The organism is Geobacter sp. FeAm09, assembly GCF_008330225.1.
Lineage (GTDB): Bacteria > Desulfobacterota > Desulfuromonadia > Geobacterales > Pseudopelobacteraceae > Oryzomonas.
Genome location: NZ_CP042466.1, coordinates 3718816 through 3733760 on the forward strand (window position 1 = coordinate 3718816; position 14945 = coordinate 3733760).

The 14945-nt window shown below is 61.6% G+C and carries 13 protein-coding genes; 1 reads left to right on the forward strand and 12 read right to left on the reverse strand.

Annotation, left to right across the window (positions count from 1 at the left end; translation table 11 throughout):
• Positions 1-7 precede the first annotated feature (7 nt).
• The 3 genes from FO488_RS17495 to FO488_RS17505 form a co-directional block, all read right to left on the reverse strand.
• A complete protein-coding gene (locus FO488_RS17495) occupies positions 8-1204 on the reverse strand; it encodes a hypothetical protein (protein WP_149211738.1) in 1197 nt (398 codons plus the stop codon).
• A gap of 83 nt (positions 1205-1287) precedes the next feature.
• A complete protein-coding gene (locus FO488_RS17500) occupies positions 1288-1809 on the reverse strand; it encodes a cytochrome c3 family protein (RefSeq protein ID WP_149211739.1) in 522 nt (173 codons plus the stop codon).
• Between the two features lie 84 nt (positions 1810-1893).
• A complete protein-coding gene (locus FO488_RS17505; RefSeq protein WP_149211740.1) occupies positions 1894-3447 on the reverse strand; it encodes a flavocytochrome c in 1554 nt (517 codons plus the stop codon).
• Positions 3448-3781: 334 nt separating this feature from the next.
• Between FO488_RS17505 and FO488_RS17510 the strand changes: the two genes are divergently transcribed.
• Positions 3782-6913, forward strand: coding sequence for a sigma 54-interacting transcriptional regulator (locus tag FO488_RS17510; protein WP_149211741.1), 3132 nt, complete (start codon positions 3782-3784; stop codon positions 6911-6913).
• A 16-nt stretch (positions 6914-6929) separates the two neighbouring features.
• Here the strand turns inward: FO488_RS17510 and FO488_RS17515 are convergent, their stop codons facing one another.
• The 9 genes from FO488_RS17515 to FO488_RS17555 all read right to left on the reverse strand — a co-directional run bounded on the left by FO488_RS17515 (position 6930) and on the right by FO488_RS17555 (position 14611).
• Complete coding sequence (locus FO488_RS17515) at positions 6930-7454, reverse strand: methylated-DNA--[protein]-cysteine S-methyltransferase (protein ID WP_149211742.1); 525 nt, start codon at positions 7452-7454, stop codon at positions 6930-6932.
• A 200-nt stretch (positions 7455-7654) separates the two neighbouring features.
• On the reverse strand, positions 7655-8194 hold the full coding sequence (locus tag FO488_RS17520; protein ID WP_149211743.1) for a flavodoxin family protein: 540 nt from the start codon (positions 8192-8194) through the stop codon (positions 7655-7657).
• On the reverse strand, positions 8191-8703 hold the full coding sequence (locus FO488_RS17525; RefSeq protein WP_205743299.1) for a flavodoxin: 513 nt from the start codon (positions 8701-8703) through the stop codon (positions 8191-8193). Before FO488_RS17525 ends, FO488_RS17520 begins: the two co-directional genes overlap by 4 nt.
• A 36-nt stretch (positions 8704-8739) precedes the next feature.
• On the reverse strand, positions 8740-9570 hold the full coding sequence (locus tag FO488_RS17530) for a LarC family nickel insertion protein (protein WP_149211744.1): 831 nt from the start codon (positions 9568-9570) through the stop codon (positions 8740-8742).
• Positions 9567-10220 (reverse strand): nickel pincer cofactor biosynthesis protein LarB, encoded by a 654-nt coding sequence (larB, locus tag FO488_RS17535; protein ID WP_149211745.1) that lies wholly within the window; start codon positions 10218-10220, stop codon positions 9567-9569. Before larB ends, FO488_RS17530 begins: the two co-directional genes overlap by 4 nt.
• Before the next feature lie 14 nt (positions 10221-10234).
• Positions 10235-11215 (reverse strand): DUF362 domain-containing protein, encoded by a 981-nt coding sequence (locus FO488_RS17540; protein ID WP_149211746.1) that lies wholly within the window; start codon positions 11213-11215, stop codon positions 10235-10237.
• A 260-nt stretch (positions 11216-11475) separates the two neighbouring features.
• Complete coding sequence (gene larE, locus FO488_RS17545; RefSeq protein ID WP_149211747.1) at positions 11476-12303, reverse strand: ATP-dependent sacrificial sulfur transferase LarE; 828 nt, start codon at positions 12301-12303, stop codon at positions 11476-11478.
• Between the two features lie 47 nt (positions 12304-12350).
• Positions 12351-13490, reverse strand: a complete 1140-nt coding sequence (locus FO488_RS17550; protein ID WP_149211748.1) for an aldo/keto reductase — start codon at positions 13488-13490, stop codon at positions 12351-12353.
• Positions 13491-13552: 62 nt separating this feature from the next.
• The gene (locus FO488_RS17555) at positions 13553-14611 is read right to left on the reverse strand and encodes an NAD(P)-dependent alcohol dehydrogenase (protein WP_149211749.1); all 1059 of its coding nucleotides are present in this window, start codon (positions 14609-14611) and stop codon (positions 13553-13555) included.
• Positions 14612-14945 lie beyond the last annotated feature (334 nt).

Genomic DNA, 14945 nt, shown 5'->3' on the forward strand with positions numbered 1-14945 from the left:
TCGTTGACTAGAAGCTCATTTCCCACTTGGCGCCGGCTTCCAGCGTCCGCGGCTCCTTGTTGCCAAGCGTGTTCGTCATGTCGTTCATGTAGCCGATCTCGGGCACGATCTTGAAGTTCTTGCTCACCTGGTAATGCGCGTTCACGAAAGCGGCAAAACGCTCGTCGGCGTGCGTCTTGCGGTTGTCGTCGGCAACGTAGGATGCGCCAGCGTAGATCTTCAGTTTCGGGTTCACCGTGTAGCCGATCTGGCCCCAGCCACCGTACGTGTACGCGTTCGCGTCGTTCGTTACGTCATAGTAGGAGGCCGTGCCCGTCGTGCTGAACGTCGCAGAGGTCGCAACATAGGCGCTCGCCGCCGAGCTCATCAGGTCGCCCAGGTTCCGGCCCGTGAAAAGGTTGTAGCTGAATTCAACCGGCGCTACGTCAACCTTGCCGTGAAAGAAGACTAGGTACGAGTGGATGTCCGTCTTGATCGGTGTGGCGTTGGCAGCCGTGACACGCTCAAGGTTGTACAGGTTGTACGATACGCCGCCGCCGTAGGTCCAGTTCGACAGTTTGCCTTCGTAGCCCGTCACGATCTTCGGCATGATGGTGTTGTAGTTCGTGTACGTCGTGGCGTAGGTGTTGGCTGTCTCGGAGAAGGCCGCAAGGCTGCTGCCGGCACCAGCGGCGTTGCTGGTGTAGACGCTGCCGGCACCGGCACGCGGCTGCATCAGGGTGAAGTAAAAGCCGTTGTTCATGGTCAGTTTGATCTGGGCGTAACGGCCGTCCCACAGCGAGCCGTAGGCGTTCATACCGCCGTCGCTGTCCCACGTCATCTGCGTGCGGTACACGTACGGGCTGGGCGCTTTACCCACGCGGATCTTGCCCTTCCCGAAATCCCATTCACCAAACAGCAACCGAACTTCAGGACCGGAGCTCGCGGCCTTCGGGTTGAAAGCGCCCATTTCAGCCACCGCCGAAAAGTCCCCTTCCTTCACGCGGACGCCCACAAGGCTGTCGCCCATCAGGTCGAGGCTGAAGTCGCTGTCGCTCCTCCGAGCGCCATAGCTCGCTCCCGCAGTGGCACTGTAATACTGGTTCTGCGTCCAGTACGTACCAACCCGGACCGCACCGTAACCACTGAAGTCCACCGCCAACGCGGGTACCGACAGCGCCACCGACGCCGCACATGCTACCACTCCAACAATCCCTCTCTTCATTCTCGTCTCCTTATGGTGAATTTACCCATTGGCAAAAGCCAATCGGTCAGACACGGGCAATGTTGATGCACGATTTCACTTCATTACGGTACGACAAAGTCGAATTTATGGCACTGCAGGCAGAAGTTCTCGGCCTTCTCGTGCTGGTGGTGGCAGTTGTTGCAATCGAGGGTTGTCCCGTAGTGGGGGGACTTGTGGGGGTTTTGCGGCTTTACGCCGGCCGTCTTTTCCGCCAGTTTGTCCGTATCGCCGTGACACGCCACACACTGCGCCATGTCGACGGGCTGCGGTTTTTTGGTCTTGCCGTGGCATTTCACGCAGGTCACGCCGCTCAGCTGGTGGATATGGCCAAGGGGCAGCTTGCCGGCCAGGCTGCTGGCGCCCCCTTTTGCGTGGCATTCCCGGCATGAGGCGAGGGTCATGCCCGCAGTACTGGGATGGCCGGCGGGCAGGACGGCCTCTTTGCCGTGGCAGGACGCACAGTTGGCCGGCTTGGCCGACGCCAGGCGCTTGGGCGCCGCATGGGCCGTCAGGGAGAACACGACCAGGGCAAACAATGGGACGAGGGCGGCCATCCGGGGGATGGAACAGATTCTGTTGTGCATGGTGTAACGGCTCCTTGTCTTTCTTTATGGTTCAAAGCTTTCGGCGAACCGGGGGACATGCGCCCCGGTCCGCCGCCATTCAAACTAGCCCCAGGGCTTTTCGTTCGCCGCGTTTTTGCCGGCGATCCGGCCGAAAACGACGCAGGAAAGCATGGAGCAGGTACCGAGACGCACGGCGCCGTGCACCCCGCCGGTGGATTCCCCGGCGGCATAGAGCCCCTGGATCGGTTTCATGTTGAAGCCTTTGACCTGGGCATCCTTGTTGATCACCAGCCCCCCCATGGTGTAGTGCACCCTCGGCCAGAGCCGGGCGACGTAGAACGGTCCCTGCTGGAGCGGGGTCGTCTCGGGGAAGATCTTGCAATTGAAGTCGGGGTCCTTTTTGGCGGCAACGTAGGAGTTCCACTTGGCCAACTCCTCCTTGAACGGGGCGAGGGGGATGCCGTAGGCTGCGGCCAGCTCTTCAATGGTGTCGTATTTCCTGATGGCGCCGTTGGCCATGCCCTTTTCCAGGGTATGGGCAAGAACCTGGCGTTTGACGTTGACTTCGTCGCTGAAGATGATGGTGTTGTACCCCAGGGCCATCATCGCGTCGGCGCGCACCTTGCGGTTGCCGGTTTCCTGGATGAAGCGCCTGCCGGTCTTGGGGTCGATCATCGGACCGTAGCCCACGAGCCGTTCGCAGAATTGCGGGACCTGGCCGAACCCCTTCTCGTCGGGACTGGTCCAGGGGCCCATCTGTATCCAGTCCATCTGTACATCCATGGCCCCGATCATGCACGCCGCCAGCGTCGCCTCCCCGGTTGCGCCGGGGTGGTTGGTGGAATCGAACCGCGCGTCGATGCGGGGGTCGTGGATCTGGCGCAGCACAACGTTCTGGGAAAAGCCGCCCGAGCCCAGCACCACGGCCTTGCGGGCCTTCAGGAAAGCGACCTTGCCGGACTTGTCGTCGGGGAATTTGTACCCTTTACGAATCTCCATGCCGACGACCCTGCCCTCCTTGTTGGTGACCAGACGCTCCATCTTGGTGGTGAACAAAAACTTCACGCCCATGGCCTTGGCCTTGGCAAACAACGGATTGACCAGCCCGGAGCCGGAAGCGTTATCGGTCTGGACGGAGCGCTTGACCGAGTGGCCGCCGTGGTAGACCAGCTTGACGAATTTGGCGCCCACGAACTGCTCGCACCAGTCGAGGGCCTCGCCGGACCGTTCGGCGCACATTTTGACCAGTTCAGGATGGTTCAGGTTGGAGCCGGCCTTCAGCATGTCTTTCAGCAACAGCTCCGGGGAGTCCTGTATCCCCGCCTCTTTCTGGAACCGGTTCCCCACCGAGGCCATTTCGCCGCCGTTGATGATCGAGTTGCCGCCGTGGGTCCGCATCTTGTCTATTACCAGCACCTCGGCACCGGCATGGCGGGCCTCGATGGCGGCGGCAAGACCGGCAAAGCCGGTACCGACAACAATCACGTCGTGGGTCTCGTCCCACTTCTTCGGCATGGTGTCCCAGGCCGCTTCGGCGTCCCGCGTGAAGGCGGTCAGGCTGCCCGCCACCATGCCGGCGGCGATGGCCGCGGTTCCCGTCGACTTCAAAAAGTCACGGCGACTGAGATCTTTTCCGTCTTTCCGTTCATCACTCATGTGCTACCTCCATGGAGTTTTATTATTACCCTGAGCCCGATACGGGGTCGGGCATGGATAAATCCGGTCATATTGCGTTCATGGAACCCGGGCACTTACCCCGTATTCGCAAAATTGGAATTCGCTCGTTAATAGAGCAACGCCTATGCCAATACACATAACATCTTTACATAAAAGACTATTTTGTCCAGGGCTTATTTTGTTGTTCGCTAAAAAGGTCAATATATCGTCCAAGAGTCAATTTATTTGTCTTTTGTTGCATCCTGTCTTGTGGTATTAACGGCCATCTCATGGAAACGGGCGTACTTTTTTCCGACGGAAAGGACATGAACGCATGGAACCGGACAAACTATGGCGCGAGCTCGAGGGGTGGGAGAGGAGCATTTTGCTGTATCTCGTCCATGGCATTTCGCCGGTTTCCATCGACATGCTCTGCATGCTGTCGGCCCGCTCCCCCGTGGAGATACTCAATGTGATGGACAAGCTGAAAAGGAAAAAGGTGGTCTGCGAGAAAAAGGACCACCCCAGGGGGACCTATTTTCTCTGCGAGCGGGCTTCGGGAGAGCTTCTTCGGGGGCATGTCCCCGAAGAGATGATGCGGGAAACCGCCGCCGCCATGATCAAGACCTACCGGCAGTTTCTCGACGAAGGGGAGGAAAAGAGCCTTATTCTGGCGAAGCTGTATATCGAGAGAGGACTGGACGAGGAGGGGCTGGAGCATGTCAGGAGCGCAGCGGACATCATGCTGCGCGCCGACCGGCAGGATGAGGCTTTCGCCTATTATACCCAGGTGATCCGCACCATCGAACGGCAGGGCCTGGGTCCCGGGAACGCGGCCCACTACCTGGCCGCCTATATGGGGAACATCGAGATAACGGGGCAATGGATACCGGTCGGCGAGATCGTGCCCCAACTGCTCGAGGCCCGCAGGATCGCCCGCGAGTTCAGGTGCTGGAAACTCCTGGGAAAGGTGCAGTTCGAACTGATCTGGCGCCTGCTGCTCAAGGAGGAGGACAAGGCGGCGGCATACTACATTTCCGCAAACCGGAAGCTGGCCGAAAAGCTGGCCGACGGGCAGATGCTCCAGATGGCCGGCATGTGGCAGTGCGAGATCTATCGCTGGCGGGGCGAGGTGGCCGAGGGAAACCGCCGCTATGAGGAGTCCGTGGGCAAGCTGGAGCGGTTCGGCGACGACAAGCCGGCGCTCTGGACCGGCGCGGCGCGGGGACTGAGCTACGTCATCTCGGGCAGGGCCGCCCAGGGGCTGGGGATGATCGAGGCGGTGCGGCTCAAGACCAACCTGCTCAACATCATGTCCCGGCGCCTGACGGTGTTTGTGGACCGGATGCTCATCATGTCGCTGCTCGAGATCCGCCGGCTCAACGAGGCCGAGGAGCGCGTAAACAACATGTTCACGCTCCCCGACGAGTTGCTCGGCCACTACATGCTGCGCGAGCTCTACCTCTTCCGGGCCTACCTGCACAGCACCCGGGGAGAATACCACCAGGCCTTCGACAACCACCGCAAGGCGGCGGGCTACGCCCGGTACGGCGGGTATACGCAGCAGAAGTTCCCTTGGAGTTTCGAGTACATGGACGCCCTGGAACAACAGGGGTTCATCCATGAAGAGATGAATTACGACGGGGAGGTGGAGCGGGTCCTCAGGGGGCACGACATCTACATGAAGGGGGTCGGGCTGCGCTACCGGGCCCTGCGCAGTCTGGATCGGCACGAGCCGTGCGAAAAGGTGCTGGCGGACCTGCTCAGGAGCGAAAAACTCCTGGGACAGGCCGGGGCCGAGATCGAACTGGCCCGGACCCGCATCGCCCTGGGGCGCGCCAGCCTGAAGCGGGACGACCTGAAGAACGCCCAGAGCTACCTGGAAAAGGCGTGGATCGTCTTCTCCAAGATCGACAAGGAACTCTTCCCCCAGGATCTGCTGGCGCTCCTCCCCCAGGAGCGGCGGAGTGAAATGGTTATCGACCGGATCGTGGCCATCAACGAGTCCCTGGGGGTCATCAGGGAAAAAACGCCGTTCGTCAATCAGGTGATCAGCGCGGCCCTGGATTTCACCATGGCCACCCGCGGGGCCTTCTTCAGCATGGGACCGGGCCGGGAGCCGCGGGTCGTGGCCAGCAGGAACATGGACCCGCTGTTCTTCACGACCGAACAGTTCCGCCTCATCAGCGACGTCGTGGCCCGGGCGGACCGGGACATGGCGGAGCGGGTCGCGCCGGGGCCGGGCGAAGAGGACGCCGTCACAGATGAGGAACTGGCCCGGGGCGGCATCACGTCCCTCATCTGCATGCCGGCGAAACTGTATGGCGCGGTCCAGGGGTATCTGTACATCGACAACCGCTTCGACGGGAGTTCCTTTACCGGAATCCAGGTGTACTATCTGCGCCTTCTGTGCAGCCAGATGGCGGTGGGGCTGTCCAACATCGAGGCCTACGAGGCCATTCGGGAGCTGAAGGACCGCTATCAGGACGAGGCGGTCTTCTACAAGCGGGAGATGGGGATCGACAACCCCATCGAGACCATCGTCGGCACCTCCACGGGGATCACCACGGTCAAGGAGGCGATCCGCCAGGTGGCGCCCACGGACAGCTCGGTGCTGGTCATGGGGGAAACCGGCGTGGGCAAGGAGTTGGTGGCCAAGGCCATCCACAACCTGAGCAACCGCAAGGACGGCCCCTTCATCCCGGTCAACCTGGCGGCCATCCCGTCCGAGCTCTTCGTCAGCGAACTTTTCGGCCACGAGAAGGGGGCCTTCACCGGGGCCGGGGACCTGTACAAGGGGCGCTTCGAACTGGCCCACGGCGGGACCATCTTCCTGGACGAGATCGGCGACCTGCCGCTGCACGTCCAGGTGAGGCTGCTGCGCGTCCTCCAGGAGGGGAGCTTCGAGCGGCTCGGGAGCTCGAAAGCGATCCGTTCCGACTTCCGGGTGGTGGCGGCCACCAACAAGGACCTGGCGCGGGAAGTGGAAAAGGGGACGTTCCGCCAGGACCTGTACTACCGGCTGAACGTCTTCCCGATCCAGGTGCCGCCGCTGCGCGAGAGGCTGGAGGACATCCGCCCCCTGGCCCAGCATTTTCTCGTCCTGTCCAGCCGCAAGATGCGCAAAAAACCGGGGCATATCCCCGCCGACGAGCTGCGCAAGCTGATGAATTACACCTGGCCCGGCAACGTGCGGGAGTTGAAGCATTCGGTGGAGCGGGCGGTGATCCTGTGCGCCGACGGCAAGATGCGTTTTTCGGGGCTTGAGCAGAACCCGCCCGGGCCGCTGGCGGGGAGGGCTCCCTTTCTGGCGCCGATGGCGGACGCCGAGCGGGAGCATATCGAAAACGTCCTGAACGCCACGCGCTGGCGGGTCAAGGGGCCGAAGGGCGCGGCAGTCGTCCTCGGGCTCAAACCGTCCACATTATTCGCCCGCATGAAAAAGCTGGGCATCAGCAGGGGGTAGTAGCCCCACCATCCCATTACAGCCCCCTTGGGGGGCGCGGCGGCGTGAATTCGGCATTTTCCAGGTCCAACAGGGCGGCCTTGCGTTCCAGGCCGCCGGCATAACCGGTCAGGGAACCGTCCGCGCCCACCACACGATGGCAGGGGATGACGATGCTGATCGGATTATGCCCCACAGCGCTGCCCACCGCCCGGGCCGAGGTGCCGCTCCCTTCGCGTTTTTCCCCCAGGTGCCGGGCCAGGGCGCCGTACGTGGTGACCGTCCCCGGAGGGATGGTGCGCAACAGCGCCCAGACCGCCTTCTGGAATTCGGTGCCCCGGGGAGCCAGGGGCAGATCGAACCGGGTGGGCCGGCCGGCGAAATAGGCCTCCAGTTGCCCCCGCAGCGCCGCAAAAACCGGGTGGTCCGGGTCCTGCCGCCACTCGCTGAAGAATTCCGGGGCATATTTCTGGCCGACGAACCAGAGCCCGCAGAGGTGTTCCTGTTCAACCAGCCCGACCATCTCCCCCAAGGGCGTCCGGATCATGCAATACCGTTCCATGGTGTCCTCCCCCGCTTTGGCCCGCGCCCGCCAGACGGCCCACCGGCCCATCCGGCAGCATGCGGCACCCGCTCATGGAGAAATCATACCATGGTGCGGCATGTCTGTGCTCGTGATTTTTCGGCCACGCCCCCCCTGTGCACGAGAACCGCGGCGACAGCGCAGGCCGCCCCCTTCACGGGGCTGCCCCGGGCGCCGATTTAGACGCGTGAGCCCATTTCATATGCCTGTCCCATGGCCTGGGTTTCCGTAATGTCCCCCATGTTCCAGGCGCCGACGCCGTAGATGATGCCTTTTTCCTGAGCGCCGGCAAGGCACGAGGTAAATCCCCTGAACCCTTCCAGGGTCCTTTCCATTGCCGGTATGCCGGTGTCCGCAGCCGCAACGATGAAGTAGAATTCCTTGTTGCTGATTTCGGTATACCGGGAACAGGTCCTGTCGATCAGCGCTTTCATTTGTGCGCACATCGTATAGAAGTAGACCGGGGTCGCCATGACGATCACATCGGCGGCAATCATTTTCTCCAGGATTTCGGCCATGTCGTCTTTCTGGGGGCAACTCTTCCTGCCATTGAGGCAGGTACCGCATCCCGTGCAGTAATTGATTTTTTTATCTTTTATAAAAATTTTTTCGGCGGGGTGCCCAGCTTCCTGCACTCCCCTGGCGAACTGGTCGCACAAAAGGTCGGAATTTCCGCCCCTCCGTGGACTGGAAGACAGCACGAGAACTCTTTTATTCATTGCAAGAGGTCACCTTTCCTTAATTTTCCCAACCACGCGGAGACATCGCTGCGCGCGGTTTTCACATCCCCGCCCTTAATGATGGCAACGCCGTCCAGCACGGTCGATTTCGGACAAAGCTTCGCGATGTCCATAACGCTCCGCCCCAACCCCCTGCCATCGTGCGTGCAAAACGGTGCAATGGCCTTCCCCGAGAAATCTGATGCCGACAGAAAAATCCTGACCGGAGCGGGAACGGTATTCCACCAGTTGGGGTAGCCTATGAAAACCAGATCATACGGCTCGATGTTCCCGATTTTTGCCTTCAGTGCCGGTTTATGGCCGGAATCCAGTTCCTGCCGCGCTTGCAGGACAAGCGCCTGGCAATCGTGGGGATACGGCTTTACGACCTGAATTTCGAAAATATCGCCGCCCATGTTTTTGTGAATGTGATTGGCAATTTCGCGAGTGTTGCCACGGTGAGAAAAATAGGCCACAAGAATCCTGCTGGAGATACCGCCGTACTGCATGCTGCTCCTCTCTCTGGGAAGCCCGGGTGGCGGGGGTCAACCGTCCCCCGGCCCCCAGGCAAAGATCGCCCCATTGGGGGCGTTGACGAAGACCCGCGAGCCATAGACAAGAGCCTGCCGCTCCACCCGCATGGCTGGCCATGGCCCGAAGGTCGCACCGAGGCTGCGCAGCAGTGCCACTGCCGTCGGCGTTATGGTTTCACCCTCATCCGGGAAGGGGCGGACCGGGATGCCCTCAAGGAGTTCCAGTACGGCGGGGGCCGGAACCGGGATGATGCCGTGGGCGCAGGCGACGCCGCCATCCGCCAGCGGCAGCGGGCTGACCACGAAACGTGCAGGGGCAAGCCGGGTGAAGAGTTCGCAGGAGAGACAAATGTCAAGAATGCTGTCCAAGGCACCGACTTCGTGGAAATGGACATCTTCAGTTTTTTTCCCGTGCACCGCAGCCTCAGCCGTTGCCAGCAGGGTGAAAGCGGCCGTGGCGAGGCGCTTCGCCGCGTCGTCCATACCGCTTACGGCAATGAGCGTGGTGATGTCCGCAAGCGTCCGGTGTTCATGCTGATGCGGCAGCGCGACTTCCGCGTGCCAGCCGCCGATGTGGTTCACCTGCCGTTTGGCCAGGCGCACGGTTCCGGACAGTTCGGGAAGGATGGCGGAGAGCAGCCGGTCCGTTTCCGCCTCTCCCGTATCCGTCATACGCAGCAGCCCGGCGAGCAAGATGTCCCCGGAGAGGCCCGAATTGGCCCGTATGGTCAGGACCCGGCCATGCCGTTTCCCGCTTTCGCTCCGGTCATGCCCGTGGTGATGGGTGTGCCCATGGTGATGGCCGTGCCCTTCCGGCGTGTGCCCCTCCCCGGCGGCACTCATAATCCGTTGACCACCCTCGCTGCGGCGCAGGCGGCACCGTAGCCATTGTCGATGTTCATGATCGCGACGCCGGGAGCGCAACTGGAGAGCATGCTGGCCAGCGCGGCCTTGCCGCCCCGGGCCACGCCGTATCCCACGGAGGTCGGCACGCCGTAAATCGGCTTGGGCGTGAGGCCGCCCATCACGCTCGCCAGGGCGGCGTCCAACCCGGCCACCACGATTACCGCGTCAAAGGCGTTGATTTCTTCCAGGCGCTCCGCAAGCCGCCATAGTCCGGCCACGCCGCAATCCTCGAAAATCTTATGCTGAATTCCCAAATAGGTCAAGGTGCGTGCCGCTTCCCACGCCACGAAGCTGTCCGACGTCCCTGCGGAGACCACGGCAACCCTTCCCCTGGCCTTGGGGGAGAGCGTATCCCCGAACGCCGTGCGGGATAACGGGTGGTAGTCATAGCCGTTGCGCACCGCTTCGGGGGCTTGGGCGAAAACATCCGGGGCAAGCCGCGTGAACAGGACAGGGGCGCCGGCCCCCCTGCCGAAGCGGGAAAGCAGTTCTGCCAACGCCGGAAACGGCTTTCCTTCGCAGAAAACCGTTTCCGGCAGACCGATTCGCGCGGTGCGGGAATGGTCGAAAAGAATACCGTGGTCCATATCGCCTCTTGTCCTTAGAGCGTAATCAACGAATACCGGTCATTGCCCATGTTCAGCTCTTTCATGTACGACAGCTGGCGCAGCCCCTTCCGGGATTCTATCCGTTCCTTGAGGTCGTGAAGTTCCGCTTCGGGCAGCTTATATACCATGTCGATGGAAGCCTGGTCTACGGCCAAAAGATCGGTGGAAGCCAGGATGCCCAGATCGCGCGCCTTGACCGGAGCCGCATTGGTGCCGGCGCAGTCGCAGTCCACGGACATATTGCGCAGCACGTTTATATAGACGATCCGCTTGCCGAAATGATCTATGGTGGCTTTGGCCGACTCCACCATGTTCTCCTGAAACGGTTCACCCTTGAGCCAGCTCTCGTAATGCTCGTTATCCGGGGCGGCGTGGACCATTTTCTTGCCGATGGGCCCGTCCGCGCAGCCTATGGCGATATTCTTCAGCGAACCTCCGAAGCCGCCCATGGCGTGCCCTTTGAAATGGGTCAGCACGACCATCGAATCATAATTGAGCATGTGCTTGCCTACGGACATCTCCTTGAAGCGCTTCCCCCCCTTGACGGGGATCATCACCGCCCCCTCCTCGTCCATGATGTCCACCGGGCAGAAATCCCAGCCATTGATCCTGATGGTTTCGCGATGGTCCGCCGTCGTGTATCGCTTGCCCTTGTAGAGGGTGTTGGTTTCCACCAGGTTGCTGTTGGCAATACGCTGCTGCAGGGCCTTCACCATGTCCCGCGGCAGTATGTTGGGGCCGTGCGGCTCGCCGGTGTGCACCTTGATCCCGACTTTGCCGGTTATGCCCTGGTTGATGTGGGAATAGACCCGCAGCAGTCCGGCGGCGCTGATGTCGTTCGTGAAGAAGACGCGGGATTTTTCCTGCTGGGCGGCAAAAACATCACTTATGCCGCCAAATCTGCTTACGGCGACGGTTCCCAGTGCAATAGCACCTGTCTGTAGAAAATTTCGACGTGAAATATCGTTTGCCATGTAACACCTCCTTGGAAATTGCGTACATTTTTTTGCGAAAAATGCTGTGATCCAGTCCCGTTACCTGCAATGTAGCCGATTTGCAATTTGTGCTGCCCGCATACGCCGGGGCAAGGCCCCGGGCTCTGGGATATTACTATGGTGAGAGCGGAGGCGATAGCCTAAACCGGTTGATTTCTTGCCCGATTGTCCGGATTCGAAAAAACAGGCGGACATGGCCCCGTCACCGTGCGGACAGGGCGGCGCGGCATGTCTCCACGCTATGCAGGTACCTCGCCGGGGCTTGCCGCATCCGGGTGCCGGTTCAGGCTGCCCCGGCGATAGCCGGCCAGATCCACGGCCACATGGCGGTATCCCAGGCCTTTCAGCCTGTCGTCGATGCCGTGCCGCCCGGCGGCGGCAATCAGGGCGGGGATCTCCTCCCCGGGGACTTCGATCCGGGCGATCTCGCCATGGCTCCGAAGCCGAACCGCAGGGAATCCGATCCGGGCCAGGAACTCTTCCCCCTCTTCGATGCGGCGCAGTTCCGCCTCTTCCACCCGTGTGCCCACGGGAATCCTCGACAGAAGGCAGGCCTTGGCCGGTTTGTCCCATACCGAAAGCCCGAGTTCCCTGGACAGCCGGCGGATATCGTCCTTGGCCAGACCGGCCCCCAGGAGCGGACTCTCGACCCCCAGTTCCCGGAGCGCCCGGAGACCGGGGCGGAAATCCTGCAGGTCGTCGGCATTGGTCCCCTCCAGGACATGGCCGATCCCCTCTCCGGCCGCCATGGCCAGCAAAGCCGAAAAAAGGTGGTGCTTGCACAGGTAGCAGTGATCCGGCGGGTTGTCCCGGATCGCCTCCGGGAACGGTTCGATGACCACCCGGTGGCGGACGCCGAGGGAGTCCGCCAGGGCCTTGGCCTCTGCAACCTCGCTGCGGGGGATGTACGGAGTCGCCAGGGTCACGGCCACGACATGCGCCCCCAGAGACTCGCGGGCGGCATACAGCAGGAAGGTGCTGTCAACACCCCCCGAGAAAGCCACAACGGCCTTTCCCATCTGCCGCAGATCCTGGAGAAGGTTCTGGTATTTCTGGTTCTCTGGCATGCGCAATCCTTGTTGAGGTGTATTTATATCCGGGCTCGCCGGAGCGACTACTTGGCCGGCAGTCCCGGGCCGTCGTCGAAGGTAGCCGACACGGCCGTCATGAGTTCTGAGATCCGGATATGCTGCGGACAGGCTTCTTCGCATTTTCTGCAGCCGATGCAGTCGCCGGCCCTGCCGTGGTCCGAGGCCAGGTTCAGGTAATAGACGAACTGGCTTGAAATGTTGTCGGTCACGGCGCGTTTCGAGCTGTTGTACAGCGCGAAGTAGCTCGGGATCGGTATATTCTGCGGACATTTGTCCACACAGTACTGGCAGGTCGTGCAGGGGACGGCCGTGTCCGCGTTGATGATGCCGGCCACCCGGTCGATGATCCGGTACTCGTCTGCGCAAAGCGGCTTGAAGTCCGTCATGTACGACGTATTGTCGAGCACCTGCTCCATGGTGCCCATGCCGCTGAGCACCATGATCACCCCTTCCAGGCTGGCCGCAAACCGCATGGCCCATGACGGGACGGACGCGCCCGGAGCGTAGGACTTCATCAGCTCTTCCGCCTGGGCGGGGACCACGGCGAGGTTGCCCCCCTTGCAGGGCTCCATGACGATGATCGGCATACCGTGCCTGCGGGCGACCTCGTAGCACCTGCGGGACTGGATGCCGGGGTTCTCCCAGTCGATGTAGTTGATCTGCAGCTGGACGAAATCCAGTTCCGGGTGTGCCGTCAGTATTTCATCAAGCAGCTCCGGCGTGTCGTGGAAGGAAATGCCCACCTTCCCGATGCGCCCCTCCTGCTTTTTCCTCTGGACGAAGTCGAAGGAGCCGTAGCGGCAGGCCTGCTGGTAGGCGCTGACGCCGAGGTTGTGCAGCAGGTAGTAGTCGAAGAATTCGACGCCGCATTTTTCCAGTTGTTCGCTGAAGATCCGCTCGTGATCCCCCTCGTCCGTCAGCATCCTGGGCGGCAGCTTCGTGGCCAGCAGGAAGTCATCCCTCCGATGCCGCTTGACCAGCGCCTCCCGAACGAATTCTTCGCTCTTGAAGCCGTGATAGGACAGGGCCGTGTCGAAATAATTGAAGCCTTTTTCCAGAAAGGCATCCACGAGCGTGTTGAATGCCTCCCTGTCCACGGACGCCTGGTCATCCCTGTTCAGAAGCGGCAGCCTCATGCAGCCGAAACCCAGTTTCTTCGTCATATGCTCCCACGTTCCCTTCTGCCGTGACCCGGCTGCGGCGCCAGCCGGACATCGTCCGGCGGTCATTCCGATTTCAAAGACGCCATATCGATGGAGAAACGGTACTTCACATCGGACTTGAGCAGCCTTTCATACGCCTCGTTGATCCTCTGGATGGCGATGACTTCCACATCCGAGGTGATGTTGTGCTCACCGCAGAAATCGAGCATCTCCTGGGTCTCGGCGATGCCGCCGATGATGGACCCGGAGAGGCTGCGGCGCCCGAACAGCAGGGCAAAGGCGGAGACGGCGAGCGGTTTTTCCGGCGCGCCGACGAGGGTGATGTTGCCGTCGCGGCCCAGCATGGTGATGTAGGCGTTGATGTCGTGATCGGCGGCAATGGTGTCGAGGATGAAATTGAACGTACCCGCGTGTTTCTTCATCTCTTCGGCGTTGGTGGAGATGATGACCTCATGGGCGCCCAGGCGGAGCGCATCCTCTTTCTTGCCGGGCGAGGTGGTGAAGACCACGACGTGGGCCCCGAAGGCGCGGGCGAACTTGACCCCCATGTGGCCCAGCCCGCCGAGGCCGACCACGCCGACCTTTTTGCCCCTGATGTCGCCCCAGCGGCGCATGGGCGAGTACGTCGTGATCCCGGCGCAGAGCAGCGGCGCGACCCCGGCAAGGTCGAGGTTGGCGGGAACGTGCAGCACGAAGCGCTCATCGACGACGATGCTGTCCGAGTAGCCGCCATAGGTAACCCCGCCCAGGTGTTTGTCCGGGGAACCGTAGGTGAGGGTCTGGTTCGGGCAGAGCTGTTCCAGGCCGTCCTGGCAATTGGGGCAGGTATGGTCCGAATCCACCAGACAACCGACGCCGGCCAGGTCGCCCGGCTTGAACTTCGTGACCGCGGAACCGACCTTGGTGACCCGGCCGACGATCTCGTGCCCCGGCACGCAGGGGTAGACCGTGGGCATGATGCTGTGCCACTCGTCGCGGGCATGGTGAAGATCGGAGTGGCAGACGCCGCAGAAGAGGATTTCGATCTGCACGTCGCGTTCCGTCGTGTCTCGTCGCGGGATGGTGCTGGAAGCCAGCGGCGCTGTTGCGCTGGCAGCGGAATATGCCTTTGCCTTGAACATGGTTTTTCTCCTTTGTTGTACCCGGTTATCTACACGGCTTTTCTTTGTGCCGGCGGCCCCGGCAGTTGGACAGGTCCTTCTGATGATTGCAGCGTACACCTGAAACGGCAAAGGGCGGTAGACCGATCCTGTCAAATTATTGCCTGATCGTACGAACCGCCGAAAGAGAGGCCTCTGCCAGGAAAAGGCTGGAGCAGGCCCGCCTGGCCAACTCACGGGAACCGTGGCTGGCCAGGGGTGAAGGGGATACGCCCGGGGCTTCGGGCGGAAGCATTGCCCGATAGGCCGAGGTCAGGCAGCAAAGGCCGGGGGGCACCCGGCTTCATCGAGGCAT

What these genes read in the sequence shown, in the direction of transcription:
- FO488_RS17525 (WP_205743299.1), bottom strand. Translation starts at nt 8,703, where the DNA reads ATGCAGTACGGCGGTATCTCCAGCAGGATTCTTGTGGCCTATTTTTCT.
- FO488_RS17515 (WP_149211742.1), bottom strand. Translation starts at nt 7,454, where the DNA reads ATGGAACGGTATTGCATGATCCGGACGCCCTTGGGGGAGATGGTCGGG.
- FO488_RS17505 (WP_149211740.1), bottom strand. Translation starts at nt 3,447, where the DNA reads ATGAGTGATGAACGGAAAGACGGAAAAGATCTCAGTCGCCGTGACTTT.
- FO488_RS17510 (WP_149211741.1), top strand. Translation starts at nt 3,782, where the DNA reads ATGGAACCGGACAAACTATGGCGCGAGCTCGAGGGGTGGGAGAGGAGC.
- FO488_RS17495 (WP_149211738.1), bottom strand. Translation starts at nt 1,204, where the DNA reads ATGAAGAGAGGGATTGTTGGAGTGGTAGCATGTGCGGCGTCGGTGGCG.
- FO488_RS17555 (WP_149211749.1), bottom strand. Translation starts at nt 14,611, where the DNA reads ATGTTCAAGGCAAAGGCATATTCCGCTGCCAGCGCAACAGCGCCGCTG.
- FO488_RS17530 (WP_149211744.1), bottom strand. Translation starts at nt 9,570, where the DNA reads ATGAGTGCCGCCGGGGAGGGGCACACGCCGGAAGGGCACGGCCATCAC.
- FO488_RS17540 (WP_149211746.1), bottom strand. Translation starts at nt 11,215, where the DNA reads ATGGCAAACGATATTTCACGTCGAAATTTTCTACAGACAGGTGCTATT.
- FO488_RS17550 (WP_149211748.1), bottom strand. Translation starts at nt 13,490, where the DNA reads ATGACGAAGAAACTGGGTTTCGGCTGCATGAGGCTGCCGCTTCTGAAC.
- larE (WP_149211747.1), bottom strand. Translation starts at nt 12,303, where the DNA reads ATGCCAGAGAACCAGAAATACCAGAACCTTCTCCAGGATCTGCGGCAG.
- FO488_RS17520 (WP_149211743.1), bottom strand. Translation starts at nt 8,194, where the DNA reads ATGAATAAAAGAGTTCTCGTGCTGTCTTCCAGTCCACGGAGGGGCGGA.
- larB (WP_149211745.1), bottom strand. Translation starts at nt 10,220, where the DNA reads ATGGACCACGGTATTCTTTTCGACCATTCCCGCACCGCGCGAATCGGT.
- FO488_RS17500 (WP_149211739.1), bottom strand. Translation starts at nt 1,809, where the DNA reads ATGCACAACAGAATCTGTTCCATCCCCCGGATGGCCGCCCTCGTCCCA.